The 13768-nt window shown below is 61.9% G+C and carries 15 protein-coding genes; 7 read left to right on the top strand and 8 right to left on the bottom strand.

Annotated elements, in window-relative coordinates; all coding sequences use genetic code 11:
• Positions 1-68: 68 nt before the first annotated feature.
• Both CHU95_RS18110 and alr read left to right on the top strand, forming a co-directional pair.
• On the top strand, positions 69-1574 hold the full coding sequence (locus CHU95_RS18110) for a replicative DNA helicase (protein ID WP_094457718.1): 1506 nt from the start codon (positions 69-71) through the stop codon (positions 1572-1574).
• A complete protein-coding gene (alr, locus tag CHU95_RS18105; protein ID WP_094457983.1) occupies positions 1564-2697 on the top strand; it encodes an alanine racemase in 1134 nt (377 codons plus the stop codon). The genes CHU95_RS18110 and alr overlap by 11 nt, the downstream gene beginning before the upstream one ends.
• On the opposite strand, the gene CHU95_RS18100 is transcribed toward alr, so the two are convergent.
• From CHU95_RS18100 to CHU95_RS18075, 6 genes are all read right to left on the bottom strand, one after another.
• Positions 2698-3591, bottom strand: coding sequence for a hypothetical protein (locus CHU95_RS18100; protein ID WP_133065570.1), 894 nt, complete (start codon positions 3589-3591; stop codon positions 2698-2700).
• 167 nt (positions 3592-3758) lie between these two features.
• On the bottom strand, positions 3759-4778 hold the full coding sequence (gene ilvC, locus CHU95_RS18095) for a ketol-acid reductoisomerase (protein WP_094457716.1): 1020 nt from the start codon (positions 4776-4778) through the stop codon (positions 3759-3761).
• A 78-nt stretch (positions 4779-4856) separates the two neighbouring features.
• Positions 4857-5369 carry an acetolactate synthase small subunit gene (gene ilvN / locus CHU95_RS18090; protein ID WP_094457715.1) on the bottom strand — a complete coding sequence of 171 codons (513 nt, stop codon included), beginning with the start codon at positions 5367-5369 and terminating at the stop codon, positions 4857-4859.
• 60 nt (positions 5370-5429) lie between these two features.
• A complete protein-coding gene (locus tag CHU95_RS18085) occupies positions 5430-7196 on the bottom strand; it encodes an acetolactate synthase 3 large subunit (protein ID WP_094457714.1) in 1767 nt (588 codons plus the stop codon).
• 100 nt (positions 7197-7296) lie between these two features.
• Positions 7297-8274, bottom strand: a complete 978-nt coding sequence (gene miaA, locus CHU95_RS18080; protein WP_094457713.1) for a tRNA (adenosine(37)-N6)-dimethylallyltransferase MiaA — start codon at positions 8272-8274, stop codon at positions 7297-7299.
• 119 nt (positions 8275-8393) lie between these two features.
• Entirely contained in the window at positions 8394-8597 is a 204-nt protein-coding gene (locus tag CHU95_RS18075) for a hypothetical protein (protein WP_094457712.1), read from the bottom strand.
• Between the two features lie 129 nt (positions 8598-8726).
• On the opposite strand from CHU95_RS18075, the gene CHU95_RS18070 reads away from it, so the two are divergent.
• From CHU95_RS18070 to CHU95_RS18055, 4 genes are all read left to right on the top strand, one after another.
• Positions 8727-8996, top strand: coding sequence for a type II toxin-antitoxin system Phd/YefM family antitoxin (locus tag CHU95_RS18070; RefSeq protein ID WP_094457711.1), 270 nt, complete (start codon positions 8727-8729; stop codon positions 8994-8996).
• Positions 8997-9002: 6 nt separating this feature from the next.
• A complete protein-coding gene (locus CHU95_RS18065; RefSeq protein ID WP_094457710.1) occupies positions 9003-9440 on the top strand; it encodes a growth inhibitor PemK in 438 nt (145 codons plus the stop codon).
• Positions 9441-9536: 96 nt separating this feature from the next.
• Positions 9537-10436 (top strand): phosphoserine phosphatase SerB, encoded by a 900-nt coding sequence (gene serB / locus CHU95_RS18060; RefSeq protein WP_094457982.1) that lies wholly within the window; start codon positions 9537-9539, stop codon positions 10434-10436.
• 53 nt (positions 10437-10489) lie between these two features.
• On the top strand, positions 10490-11125 hold the full coding sequence (locus CHU95_RS18055) for a LysE family translocator (protein WP_094457709.1): 636 nt from the start codon (positions 10490-10492) through the stop codon (positions 11123-11125).
• Between the two features lie 3 nt (positions 11126-11128).
• On the opposite strand, the gene CHU95_RS18050 is transcribed toward CHU95_RS18055, so the two are convergent.
• Positions 11129-11719 (bottom strand): FMN-binding negative transcriptional regulator, encoded by a 591-nt coding sequence (locus CHU95_RS18050; protein ID WP_094457708.1) that lies wholly within the window; start codon positions 11717-11719, stop codon positions 11129-11131.
• A 138-nt stretch (positions 11720-11857) separates the two neighbouring features.
• Between CHU95_RS18050 and chrA the strand changes: the two genes are divergently transcribed.
• Positions 11858-13120, top strand: a complete 1263-nt coding sequence (gene chrA / locus CHU95_RS18045; protein WP_094457707.1) for a chromate efflux transporter — start codon at positions 11858-11860, stop codon at positions 13118-13120.
• 43 nt (positions 13121-13163) lie between these two features.
• Here chrA and CHU95_RS18040 read toward each other — a convergent pair whose 3' ends face one another.
• Entirely contained in the window at positions 13164-13685 is a 522-nt protein-coding gene (locus tag CHU95_RS18040) for an Lrp/AsnC family transcriptional regulator (RefSeq protein ID WP_165772248.1), read from the bottom strand.
• Positions 13686-13768: the final 83 nt, after the last annotated feature.

Raw genomic sequence — 13768 nt, 5'->3', positions numbered from 1 at the left:
GTGTTTGTGTCCCCCTGCCCGTGTGATGGCGTGACGCCGCCGGGGCAGGCGGCTAGAATGCCGCCGCCATGGATACCAAACTGATCGACCCTGCCGGCTTTGCCGGCAACGCCGCCGTGACCTACCGCACGCCGCCCCATAATGAGGAAGCGGAACAAACCGTGCTGGGCGCCATCCTTGTCAACAACAAGGCCTTTGAAAAAGTTGGCGAATTCCTGCGGCCGGAGCATTTTTTCGACCCGGCCAACCAGAAAATCTATCAGGCCATCCTGAAGATGATCGACCGGGGCCAGGTAGCAAACCCCATTACCTTGAAGGCCTATTTCGAGCAGGACCGCGACCTGACCGAAATCGGGGGGCCGGAATATCTGGCTCGATTGGCGGCTGCCATCGTCACCGTCCATAATCTGGAGGATTATGGACGCATCATCCATGACGCCTATCTGCGCCGGCAATTGATCGAAGTCGGCGAGGATATGGTCAATCAGGCCTACAAGCACGATATCGACATCGCCGCCAACGACCAGATCGAGGATGCGGAAAAGAAGCTGTTCGAACTGGCAGCGACGGGCGACATCAAAGGCGACTTCATCCCCTTTGACCGCGCCTTGACCGCTGCCATCCAGACGGCCGAGGCGGCGTTCCGCCGGTCCAGCCATGTGACCGGCGTGACATCGGGCCTGCGCGATCTGGATACCAAACTGGGTGGCCTGCATCCCAGCGACCTGTTGATCCTGGCTGGTCGGCCCTCGATGGGTAAGACGGCGCTGGCCACCAACATCGCCTTCAATGCAGCCAAGGCCTATATGCTATCGGGCGGCAAGGAAGGGGCACCGGTCGGCTTCTTCTCCCTGGAAATGTCGGCTGAACAATTGGCCCTGCGTATTCTGGCCGACCAGGCGGAAGTGTCGGGCGACAAGATCCGCCGTGGCGAAATCACCGCCACCGACTTTCCGAAATTCGTCGAGGCCAGCCAGTATCTGGCCCGGGTGCCGTTCTTTGTCGATGATACGCCTGCCCTGACCATCAGCGCCGTGCGCACCCGCGCCCGCCGGTTGAAACGCACCCACGGGCTGGGGCTGGTGGTGGTCGACTATCTCCAGCTCCTGCGCGGGGGCGGGACCGGCCGTGGTGAACAGAACCGTGTGCAGGAAATTTCCGAAATCACCCGCGGCCTGAAGGCCATTGCCAAGGAACTGGACCTGCCCGTCATTGCCCTGTCGCAGCTTTCGCGTTCGGTAGAAAGCCGCGAGGATAAGCGGCCGCAACTCTCGGACCTCCGGGAATCAGGCTCGATCGAGCAGGATGCGGACGTCGTGATGTTCGTATTCCGTGAGCAATATTATCTGGAACGCGCCGAACCGGGCCGCCGCCCGGATGAGTCGGAAGACAAATACAATGATCGTTATGCGCAATGGCAGGACCGGCTGGCCCAGGTCCACAACACCGCCGACGTGATCATCGGTAAGCAGCGTCACGGCCCGGTTGGCACCGTCCGCCTCTATTTCGATGGCAACTATACCCGCTTTGGCGATCTGGACACACAACATGGTGGCGGATCGTATGACGAGTGAGCTGGCGGGGTTGTTGAACAGCCCCGAAGCAGCCCGTGTCGGCGCCGTGCTGGTCATCGATCTGGCAGCGCTGACCGCCAATTGGCGGCAGATAGCGGCGCTGGCACCGGGGGCGGAATGCGCCGCTGTGGTCAAGGCCAATGGTTATGGCCTGGGCGACGTCGCCGTAGCGTCAGCCCTGTGGAAGGCAGGCGCGCGAAGCTTCTTTGTTGCGGATATCGAGGCCGGGGTGCGGGTGAAGGCCGCACTGCCCCAATCCCGCACCCTGGTCTTGCATGGTGTGCCCACCGGGACAGAGGCCGAACTGGCAGCGCGCGATCTGATCCCGGTGCTCAGCAGTCTGGGCGAGATTGAACGCTGGGGCGCCTATGCCCGACGGCTGGACCGAAAGTTACCAGCATTTATTCATATCGATACCGGAATGAATAGGCTGGGCCTGCCCCCTTCCGAATTGGACCGGTTATGTAATGATGCCGTAAGCATCTTGGATAGCATGGATCTCCTGGCTTGGATGAGCCATCTGGCCTGTGCCGATGATCCGAGCAATCCATTCACGGCGGAGCAGTTGCGGCGGTTGCGCACGGCACTGGTGCGGCTGCCCCGAGCGCCGGTCAGCCTGTCGAACTCTGCCGGTATCTTCCATGGCGCCGATTATCATTTCAATCTGGTGCGGCCCGGCATCGCACTCTATGGCGCCAACCCCGCTCCCTGGCTGCCCAATCCGATGCGACCCGTTATCCGCTTGCTGGCCCGCATCCTGCAAATCCGTGATGTCGCCCCACCTGACACCGTGGGCTATGATGCGACGCACCGCATCACCGCACCGGGCCAAGTGGCTGCCCTGGGTATGGGTTATGCCGATGGCTACCCCTGGTCGCTGGCCAGCAAAGGGGTGGCTCTGGTCGCAGGATATCCCGCCCCGGTGATCGGACGCATATCAATGGACCTTCTGACCGTGGATGTCAGCGGCGTCCCGGCCCACCTGCGGCGGGTGGGCGATTGGGCCGACATTCTTGGTCCGCACCGCGATATTGACCAATTTGCCAAAGAAGCCGGCACCATCGGGTACGAAGTGCTGACCCGCCTCGGGTCGCGCTATCACCGGATTTACATCAACGGCTGATCACGCCGTGATCGAGACGAAGGATTCCGTGGTCTGTACCGCAATGGTCAGGGTCTCGGTATAGATGCTGGTCGAGGTCACCTCCATCACCGACCCCGCGTCAATGCCTCCGGCCGCCGCTGCCCCGCCCGGGTCCAACGCCTCCAGTGTCCCGTTCAGCCTTTCCAGCATTTCACCAGCAGCGGCCAGATCATCGCGGGCAGCCTTGAGAGTTTCGGCCAGGTCCTGTTTTTCTTCCTCGCTCATCCACAGCGTGTTGCCCTTATTGGCTTCCGCCTGGGTCAGGAGGGTGCGAGCCCGTCCGGCAAAATCGCGCACTTCCTGCACATAGGCGCGGGCATAGGAAACAGGAATGCCGGCAGCCGTCATGCCGGGCTGTGGCTCAACGGGGATTGCCGGATCGGGTTCACCGCGCGCGATGGCGGCCGCCCGTTCGGCGGGATCAACCGACCGACCGTCGACCAGATTCTTGGCTTCTTGCGCCAGATTGCGGGTCATGCCGGTGGCTTCACGTGCAATCTGCGCCAGCTTGCGGGCATCGCCGCGCGCCGCCGCCTGACGCGCCTCCTGTTCCAACTCGCTCATGCGGCGTTTGGATTGGTTCAGCTTCTCGCCAGCGGCCTTGCGGTCAATTTCCGACCGGGCCTTGTCCATGTATTTGCTGAGTTCGTCGATGCGTGCGGCACTTTTTGCGGCTTCTTCAAAACCACCGCCGCCAATGCCAAGATCTGACAGGCGTTTATAGACATCCTGCTGGATTTGCCCCTGATATCCGGGCCCGTCGACCTTCTTGAAACGCTCCTCAACCGCCTTGTCGACATGGCGGTCGATAGCCGTCTTCATCGCCACCGCGTTTGTGGCGCCGAAGAGCGAACCCGCATTTAGCGAGATCATGGGCTCCCCCAATATGCCGATCATTTTGATCCGAACAAATCCTATGCCACTCGCGCGATAGGCGCAAGTCGGTAAAATTGTATCTTTAGCCACGCGCATCAAAACGCAAACCGCCCGGCAGGTTTCCCTGCCGGGCGTCATACGTCAAACCAAACCGTTGAAACAGCTTAGTTCTTGGACTTGTCCACCAGCTTGTTGGCGGAGATCCAGGGCATCATGGCGCGCAGCTTGGTGCCCACTTCCTCGATCGGATGCTCGGCTTCAATGCGGCGGGTGGCCTTGAAGCTGGGCGTGCCGGCCTTGTTTTCCAGCATCCAGTCACGCACGAAACGGCCGGACTGGATGTCGGCCAGAACGCGCTTCATCTCGGCCTTGGTCTCGTCCGTCACAATGCGCGGACCGGTGACATAGTCACCATATTCGGCGGTGTTGGAGATGGAGTAGCGCATGTTGGCGATGCCGCCTTCGTAGATCAGGTCCACGATCAGCTTCACTTCGTGCAGGCACTCGAAATAGGCCATTTCCGGGGCATAGCCGGCCTCGACCAGGGTCTCAAAACCGGCCTGGATCAGCTTGGTCAGGCCACCGCACAGCACCACCTGCTCGCCGAACAGGTCGGTCTCGCACTCTTCCTTGAAGGTGGTCTCGATGATGCCGGAACGGCCACCGCCAACGGCGCAGGCATAGGAAAGGGCGACGTCCAGGGCATTGCCCGACGCGTTCTGATGAACGGCCACCAGGCAGGGAACACCGCCGCCCTTCTTATATTCACCGCGCACCGTATGGCCGGGGCCCTTCGGCGCGATCATGAACACATCCGTGTCGGGACGCGGCTCAATCAGGCGGAAATGCACGTTCAGGCCGTGGGCAAAGGCGATGGCGGAACCCTGCTTCAGGTTCGGGCCGATCTCGTTATTGTACAGGTCGGCCTGATGCTCGTCCGGCGTCAGGATCATGATCACGTCGGCGGTGGCGGCAGCCTCGGCCGGGGTGACGCAGGTGAAGCCAGCAGCTTCGGCCTTGGCGCGGGTCGGCGAATTGGCCTTCAGCGCGATGATCACGTCGGTGACACCGCTGTCGCGCAGATTCTGGGCGTGGGCGTGGCCCTGGCTGCCATAGCCGACAATGGCCACCTTCTTGCCCTTGATCAGGTTGACGTCGGCGTCGCGATCGTAATAGACGCGCATGGGAATGTTCCTTCGTTCTGCTCTGCTGTGGTCATGTCCGGACCCCGGAACGGGAATCCGGCATTGGGAATAAGGGGTTTACAGGGTCGAGGTGCCCCGCGACAGGGCAGCAGCCCCGGTACGGCTGATATCAACCTCACCCAACTGCTGCATCAAGTCGATGAAGCGGTCCAGATCATCGGCGGTGCCGGTGATTTCAAACACAAAACTGGAGATGGTGGCGTCCACGACGCGGGCCTTGAAGACATCGCCGATGCGCAAGGATTCAACGCGCTTTTCGCCATTGGCCACGACCTTGACCAGGGCCATTTCCCGCTCGATGAACGGGCCTTCCAGGGTCAAATCCTTGACCTTGTGAACGGGGACCAGGCGCTCCAACTGCACCTTGATCTGTTCGATGATCATGGGCGTGCCGGAGGTGACAATGGTGATGCGCGACAGGCTGTCGCTGGCATCAATCTCTGCCACGGTCAGGCTTTCGATATTATAGCCACGGCCAGAAAACAGGCCGATGACACGCGCCAGCACACCCGGCTCGTTATCGACGAGCACGGAGATCGTGTGGCGGCGGATGTTGGTCTCTTGGGTCACGGGGCAAGGCTCCGGGAAGTCGGGTCAGGGTCGGTCGAGGCGGATATGAGGATGGCTGGATTACACCAGCACCATCCCCTCCTCCGGCGTGGCTTCGGAGACCTTGTCCGCTGGGCCCAGCAGCATTTCATTATGGGCCTTGCCGCCAGGGATCATGGGGAAGCAGTTTTCCTTCTGATCCACGCACATGTCGACAATCACGGGGCGGGGGGTGGCGATCATCTCGGCGATGACATCATCCACTTCCGACACTTTGGTGGCGCGCAGCCCCACACCGCCAAAGGCATCAGCCAGCTTCACAAAGTCAGGCAGCGCCTCTGAATAGCTTTCCGAATAGCGCGAACCATGCAGCAGCTCCTGCCACTGCCGGACCATGCCCATCCACTGGTTATTGAGGATAAAGACCTTGACTGGCAGGCGGTACTGAAGGGCCGTCGCCATTTCCTGAATATTCATCAGGATCGACGCCTCACCCGCGACATCAATGCACAGCGCGCCAGGGTTGGCAATCTGCGCACCGATGGCGGCGGGCAGACCATAGCCCATGGTGCCCAGCCCGCCCGAGGTCAGCCAGCGGTTCGGCTTATTGAAGGGCAGGAACTGCGCCGCCCACATCTGATGCTGGCCGACTTCCGTGCTGATATACACATCATCGCGGCCGGCCACGGCGGCGCGCAGACGTTCCAGCGCATATTGCGGCTTGATGACCTTGTCAGTCTTCTCATAGCGCAGGCAATCCTTTGACCGCCAGACAGCGATCTGGTCCCACCAGGCCTTCAGCGCCACCTGGTCGGCCCGCTTGTTGCGGGCCTTCCAGATGCGGATCATATCTTCCAGGACATAGGCCGCATCGCCGACGATCGGCAGATCCACACGCACATTCTTGTTGATGTTCGACGGGTCGATATCAATGTGGATCTTCTTCGATCCGGGGCTGAACTCGCTGATCTTGCCCGTGACGCGGTCGTCAAACCGGGCGCCGACGCAAACCATCAGGTCACAGCCATGCATGGCCAGATTGGCCTCATAGGTCCCGTGCATGCCCAGCATGCCCAGCCACTGCTGATCATGGGCGGGATAGGCGCCCAGACCCATCAGCGTGGTGGTGCAGGGATATCCGGTCATGCGCACCAGTTGTGTCAACAACTGGCTGGCCACCGGGCCGGCATTGATGACGCCGCCGCCAACATAAAAGATGGGCCGCTTGGCATTGGCCAGCATCTCCACCGCTTCCTCGACCTTGTTCAGGTCGGGCTTCACCTGCGGGCGATAGGATTTGGGCTGGCTTTCGCCCGGCGTGCGATAGACGCCGTCGGCAAACTGCACATCCTTGGGGATGTCGATGACAACCGGGCCAGGACGTCCATTCTTGGCCACATAGAATGCTTCGTGCAGCGTACGGGCCAGATTATTGACATCCTTGACCAGATAATTGTGCTTGGTCGCCGGCCGGGTGATGCCGGTGGTGTCGCATTCCTGGAACGCATCATTACCGATCAGATGCGTGGGCACCTGGCCCGTCAGGCAGACGATCGGAATGCTGTCCATCAGCGCATCGACCAAGCCGGTGACGGCATTGGTGGCACCGGGGCCGGACGTGACCAGCACAACACCGACCTTGCCCGACGAACGGGCATAGCCTTCGGCGGCGTGGACAGCGGCTTGTTCGTGGCGAACCAGGACATGCTTGATCTGGTTCTGTTTGAACAACGCATCATAGATGGGTAGTACCGCCCCGCCCGGATACCCGAAGATCGTATCTACACCTTGGTCCCTAAGGGCCTTGATGACGATTTCCGCACCGGAGAGGATGGTTCCCGAAGACATGGCAGACGCTTTCAAACAGTTCCAACGGGGTTGAAAAACGCCGCATCTCGCAGGGGCGAAAGGCGACGTGGCGGCACCCTAGACGGAACCGGAAAGATGGTCAACCGATTTTGGCAATGTTCTTAGTCATGCCTGTCATGATCCGGTCATAAAATTTCGTGAACGCGATCTCAGATGCAAGTTCCGTCGAATCCAACCGCACTGCGGCAGGCATTTGGTTACGGAACCATGTTAACTGACGCTTGGCATAATTGCGGGTCAGTTGCTGCGCCTTCGCAATGGCGGCTTCCCGGTCCATGGCACCGGTCAGGATGGCGGCGATTTCGGGCACGCCCAGCGCCTTACAGGCGGGCAAGGCCGGGTCCAGGTTCTGCGCCATCAGCGCTGCCACCTCCGCCGCCGCCCCCTGTTCCAGCATTGTCACGAAACGCTTGTCGCACTGGGCATAAAGGCGCGGACGCGGGGGTTCCACGACCAGGGTGGTAAAGGACAGATGCGTGGGCACGTCGGCGGGTGGGGCCGCCTGCCAGTCGCTGATCGACCGTCCCGTGGCCTGAATGACCTCCCAGGCACGGATCAGGCGCTGGCTGTCGGTCGGGTGCAGGCGCGCGGCCGTTACGGGATCGACCACGGCCAGCCTTTCATGCAAAGCGGGACTGCCAATGTCGCCCTGAAGCTCCATGGCGGCCTGGCGTACCGGGGCTGGGATGTCGGGGATGTCGGACAGGCCCTGCATCAGGGAGCGCAGGTAAAGACCGGTTCCGCCCACCACGATGGGCAGACGCCCAGCCGCATGGGCCGTGTCTATCTCCGCCAGCGCCAGTTCGCGCCAGCGCGCCGCACTCATCCGTACCGACGCGGGCACGACACCATAGAGAGTGTGCGGCGCCTCGGCCTCGTCCGCCTCTGACGGGCGGGCCGTGACGATACGCAGATCGGCATAGACCTGCATAGAGTCAGCATTGATCACCACCCCACCGGCGCGCTTCGCCCAGGCCAGCGCCAGCCCTGACTTGCCGGACGCGGTGGGGCCGCCGATGATGAGGACGGGGCGAGGTGGGGTAGTGGGCTGGCTCATGGACGGGTGTTAGCCCCTGAGGCGGGGTTTCGCAAGCGGACCGTCAGCCAAATTCATCCAGAAAGACACTGCCCAGCGCCGCCGAGACAACGACATTGCAGTCGATGATAACCCGCCTATCAAGCGCCGCCACGGGTCGCCGACCTGACCTCACGCACCATGTCGTCGGCCATCCGGGCAATCTCTTCGTCGGACAGTCCTTCAATCTCGCTCGGGAGCGACGATTTATCTAAAATGGATTTCAGGCGCGCGGAAGCAGCAGCGCGCGTTTCCCGCCTTGCATCTGCGTTTTTACCAGCCTTCTGGGCAAGGATCGTGGCCATGGCAACATCTCCATTTCCATGAAGGGCATATTATGCCGGTTCCAGATGGGTGCAGAACAGTTGATGTCTCTGGACATAAACCCAAAGCGCACTACAATTCCGTAAATTACAGAACTTACGGAGAGGCGCATGGTTGCCGTCACCGCCACAGAGTTCGCCAAGAATTTCGGCCGTTACAAAGAGGAGGCGCAGCGGGAGCCGGTCGCCATCACCAGCCATGGTCGGACCAGCGGCTATTTCATGTCGGCCCCAGCCTTCGAGGAATATCAAAGGCTGAAGGCGCAGGCCGCACGCAAGGCCTACCTTATCGAGGAACTGCCTGACGAGATCGTGGAGGCCATCGGCAAGGCCCAGATGGATCCAGCCCATCACCATCTTGATAGCTTACTAGACGAGTAAGCAGGGATGAGCTTGCCAAAGCCGGAAAACGGCCTTGTCATCTGTTATTCCTATCTCTGGCGACATGAAGCATTGGCGGGTTTGACAGAGGGGCGGAAGAACAGGCCCGCCGCAATCCTGCTGTGTGTCCAACCTGACGGAAGCGCTACACCCCAGGTGACAGTGGCCCCCATCACCCACAGCCCGCCAGCCGACCCAACCGCTTGCCTGGAAATCCCCTCTGCCGTGAAGGCGCATCTGGGATTGGATGGGGAGAAGTCTTGGGTCGTGCTGAATGATCTGAATGTCTTCAATTGGCCCGGTTTCGACCTGCATCCCGTGCCCGGAAATCAGGGACGTTTCGCCTATGGTCTGCTTCCGCCGGGCTTCTATCGACGGCTGATCGACCGGTTCCTGCAATTGCGGCAGGAACGGAAAGTGCGCATCCACCCCCGCCACGATTGAGCATCCCCGCCCCCCGTCCAGCCACCATTGCGCTCCCGTCTCGCAGCGGCGATAAGGGCGGCAATCGACCACCTCCTATGGACGGGACCTACGATGCTGCGCCAAGTCTTGACCCTGATCGCCGATCCGGCTGCCTTCAAGATGGATGATGCCGTCGCCAAGACCACGCGTGCGGCCCTGGCCGATCTGGGGGCGCAGACGGCGCCGGCAGACTGGCTGGTGCCGGGCATTGCCTGCGATATCGGCTTTGACGGGCTGAATGATGATCAGGCGCAGGCGGCGGTGGCCAAGGCGCTGGCGGGCCTGCCCGTAGATATCGTGGCGCAAGAGGTGGAGGGCCGGCGCAAGTCGGTGCTGGTCGCCGATATGGAATCCACCATTATCCAGCAGGAGATGCTGGACGAGCTGGGCGATCTGGTTGGGGCGCGGGAGCGTATCGCCGCCATCACCCACCGCGCCATGAATGGCGAGATCGACTTCAAGGGCGCGCTGCGTGAACGTGTGGCGCTGCTGGCCGGGCTGGATGCCGGTGTGCTGACCGATATGATCGGGCGCATCACCTATATGCCGGGGGCGTCCACCCTGATCGCTACGTTGAAGAAACATGGGGTTTACTGCGCCCTGGTCTCAGGCGGGTTCAAGACCTTCACCGCGCATGTCCGCGAAACGCTGGGCTTTGACGAGGATCAGGCCAATGATCTGATTGCCGAGGGTGGCAAGCTGGCCGGCACGGTATTCGAGCCGATCCTCGACAAGGATGCCAAGCATCAGGCCCTGATCCGCATCGCGGCCGCCAAGCGCGTGCCCGTGGCGGCCAGCATCACCGTGGGTGATGGCGCCAACGACCTGCCCATGCTGCTGGCGGCGGGCATGGGTGTGGCCTATCACGCCAAGCCCAGCGTGGCCGCGCAGGCCCGTGCCCGGATCGACCATGGCGACCTCACGGCCCTTCTCTACATCCAGGGATACAGGGCTGAAGAAATCGTGGTGGCGTAAGCCGGCCTTCAGCGTCAGCATGGGGGCATCGACGGTGATGGAGTGCCCCGCCCATGCCCGATTTCCCTGTTGAGACATTGCTGCTGTTCATGGCCGCCGCCCTGGCGCTGAACCTGACCCCGGGCCCGGACATGATGTTCTGCCTGGGCAGCGGGGCACATCGGGGGACAACCGCGGGGGTGGCCGCTGCCCTGGGTGTGGCATGCGGGGCCATGGTGCACACGGCGGCGGCGGCCTTCGGGCTGGCCGGACTGCTGATGGCCTCACCCCTCCTGTTTGAGATTGTGCGCTGGACGGGGGCCGCCTATCTGGTCTGGCTGGCCTGGAACACATTCCGCGCTGCCCCGCCGGCGGCCGACGGCGCCAAGGTGACGCAGAAGGACATCCGCCGCATCTTCCTGCGTGGGGCGATCACCAATATGCTGAACCCCAAGGTGGCGATCTTTTTCGTGGCGTTCCTGCCGCAATTCATCGACCCCGCCCGCGGCAGCGTGGTGATACAGGCCCTGATCCTGGGCACGATGATGAATGTGTCCGGCACGGTGGTGAATGCTGCTGTGGGTGCCGGTGCGGGCGGGTTGGGCCGACATCTGGCCCGCAACCCGACGGTGGCCAAACTGCTGAACTGGGCGTCCGGCACGGTTTTCCTTGGCCTTGCCATTCGCCTGGGATTAATGGGCCGGGCTTAGCCGTCACGGGATGGGCAGGATCGCCGCCATCCCGGCGCGGATGGTGGCGCGGTCCGTTTCATCCTTGTTCTGGGACAATTTGGCCTTGCCCTCCAGCCTTTCCACATGCAGGACAACACCGACTATGCCGCGCAGCATGGCAGCGATATAGTCCGGCGGCGCATCACCAACCTGCCAGGGCTGCTCCCGCCCGGCCTCATGCCGGTTGGTCAGGCGGTTGACGATCTCCAGCAATCCCGCCGCATCCGACACTATCTCCAGCCGCCCATGGGCATGGATGGTAATATAGTTCCAGGTGGGCACAACCTTGCCGGTTTTCTGCTTCTCTGCATACCATGCTGGTGTGACATAGCCGTCGCCGCTCTGAAAAACAGCCAGTGAGGGCACAGCCGGATCAAAATCTTTCCAGTGTGGATTGGCGCGGGCCACATGGCCGATCAGACGGATACCCCCATCCGACCGGTCCAGTAGCAGCGGCAGTGGCGTGGATAACAACCCGCCCTGGCCCAGGCTGACCAGTGTGGCGAAGGACATTGTTTCCAGAAGGGCGAGCGTGTCGCTGTCTTCCATCTTGAAATGTATGGGCGTGTACATCGGGCCGATCCAGGGTTCTATCCCTTCTTCCTGACGCAAGGGCCGCGTCAGCGCATTCTTTGTCTTGTCACAATGACAAGGTTGCATCCCTGCGACCACCCCGGCAGCATTCGCCCGTTTGGGTGAAGGGAGATCAGGATGCCCGGTTTCGGGGAGGCGTTGCGGTTCTGGTTCTGGCTGGGCTGTGTCAGCTTTGGTGGCCCAGCCGGACAGATTGCGCTGATGCAGCAGGAACTGGTGGATAAACGCCGTTGGATTGACAGCACGCGGTTCCTGCACGGGCTGAACTTCGCCATGCTGCTGCCAGGGCCAGAGGCACAGCAATTGGCCACCTATATCGGATGGCGCCTGCATGGGACGCTGGGCGGACTGGTCGCGGGCGGGCTGTTTGTCCTGCCAGGGGCGCTGGTGCTCCTGGGTCTGTCCTGGCTGGCGGCCGAACATGGGGATCTGGCCTGGGTGGCCGCCCTGTTTGACGGGGTAAAGCCGGTGGTCATCGCCATCATCGCTGCTTCCGTCTGGCGCCTGGGCCGGCGCACGCTCAAGGGCCCGGCCCCGCTACTGCTGGCCCTGGTGGCGTTCCTGGGCCTTTATCTTGGCCACCTGCCCTTCCCGGCGCTGATTGCCGGCGCCGCCCTGATCGGCTATCTCGCGGCCAAGGCAGGCAAACCAGTGTTCGCGCCGGTCGGACACGGGGTGACGGATGATTTTGTGCCGGATGACCAACAGGCGGATCGCAGCGGGAAACGGTTGCTGCGCCTGTCGATGCTGTTCGCCGGGCTGTTGTTGGTGCCGGTGATCGGTGTTGTGCTGCTGCTGGGGCAGAAGCCTTGGGCTGATATTGCCGACCTGTTCACCACCTCGGCATTCGTGACCTTTGGTGGCGCCTATGCGGTGCTGCCGTTCATCGCGGAACGGGCGGTTGAAACCTATCAATGGCTGACGCCTGCTGACATGGTAAACGGGTTGGCTCTGGCCGAAAGCACGCCAGGTCCGCTGATCCTGGTTACCCAATATGTCGGCTTCTTTGCGGGCTGGAACCAACCAGGAGACCTGTCACCCGGTCTGGCCGGGGTGATCGGTGCCGTTCTGACCACCTATGTCACGTTCCTGCCGTGCTTTTTCTTCATTTTCGCCGGGGCACCCTATGTGGAGGCGCTGATCCATAACCGCGCAGCGGCCGGGGCGCTGGCAGCCATCACGGCCGCCGTGGTCGGTGTGATCCTGAACCTGGGCGTGGTGCTGGGCGAAGCGGTGATTCTGACCGGCGGGCGGGTGAATTGGGTGGCCCTGTTCGTGGCGGCCATCGCCTTGATCGCACTGCTGCGCTTTAACCTGGCTGTGCATTGGCTGGTGCTGGCAGGGGCGGCGTTCGGGCTGGCGCGGATGGCCATCGGTTAAAACAAAAAAGGCGCCCCGTGGGGCGCCTTTCCCGCGAAGACCCTCAGTCTTCGATATCCTCGTCGTCCTCGTCCTTCGACTCCGGACCGACATCCACATCAATCGGCACGCCAGGGGCGTATTTGGACTGGCGGATGGCCAGGGCCGACTTCACATGACTGACATTGGGTGCCGCCGTCAGTTTGGTGGTCAGGAAGCGCTGATAGCTGTCCCAGTCGACGGCAACCACCTTCAGAAGGAAGTCCGTCTCACCGGCCAGCATGTTGCACTCCCGAACCTCCGGCCAGGAATTGACCAGCGATTCGAAGCGCTTCAGATCGCTTTCCGCCTGGGACGACAGGCCGACCTGTGCGAAAACCGTGACATGGAAGCCCATGGATTCCGGATTGATGTCGGCATGGTAGCCTCGGATATAGCCCGCCTCTTCCAGCGCACGTACACGCCGCAAACAGGGGGGAGCCGAGATACCGGCCCGCCGCGCCAATTCAACATTGGTCATCCGGCCGTCCGCCTGCAGGTCGCGCAGGATGCGCCGATCAATTCGGTCGAGTTTGACCCGCCGCATGGTGATTTTTTAACTCCAGGAGTTCTTGATTTGAGCAAGGATATTACACGGGACGGCTCAGGCCGCAAGGGCGAGCCGGATTG

Origin of the sequence: Niveispirillum lacus (genome assembly GCF_002251795.1) — a bacterium.
Classification (GTDB): Bacteria; Pseudomonadota; Alphaproteobacteria; order Azospirillales; family Azospirillaceae; genus Niveispirillum; species Niveispirillum lacus.
The sequence above is the reverse complement of the archived record's forward strand: the minus strand, read 5'-3'. Positions and strand labels throughout refer to the sequence as shown.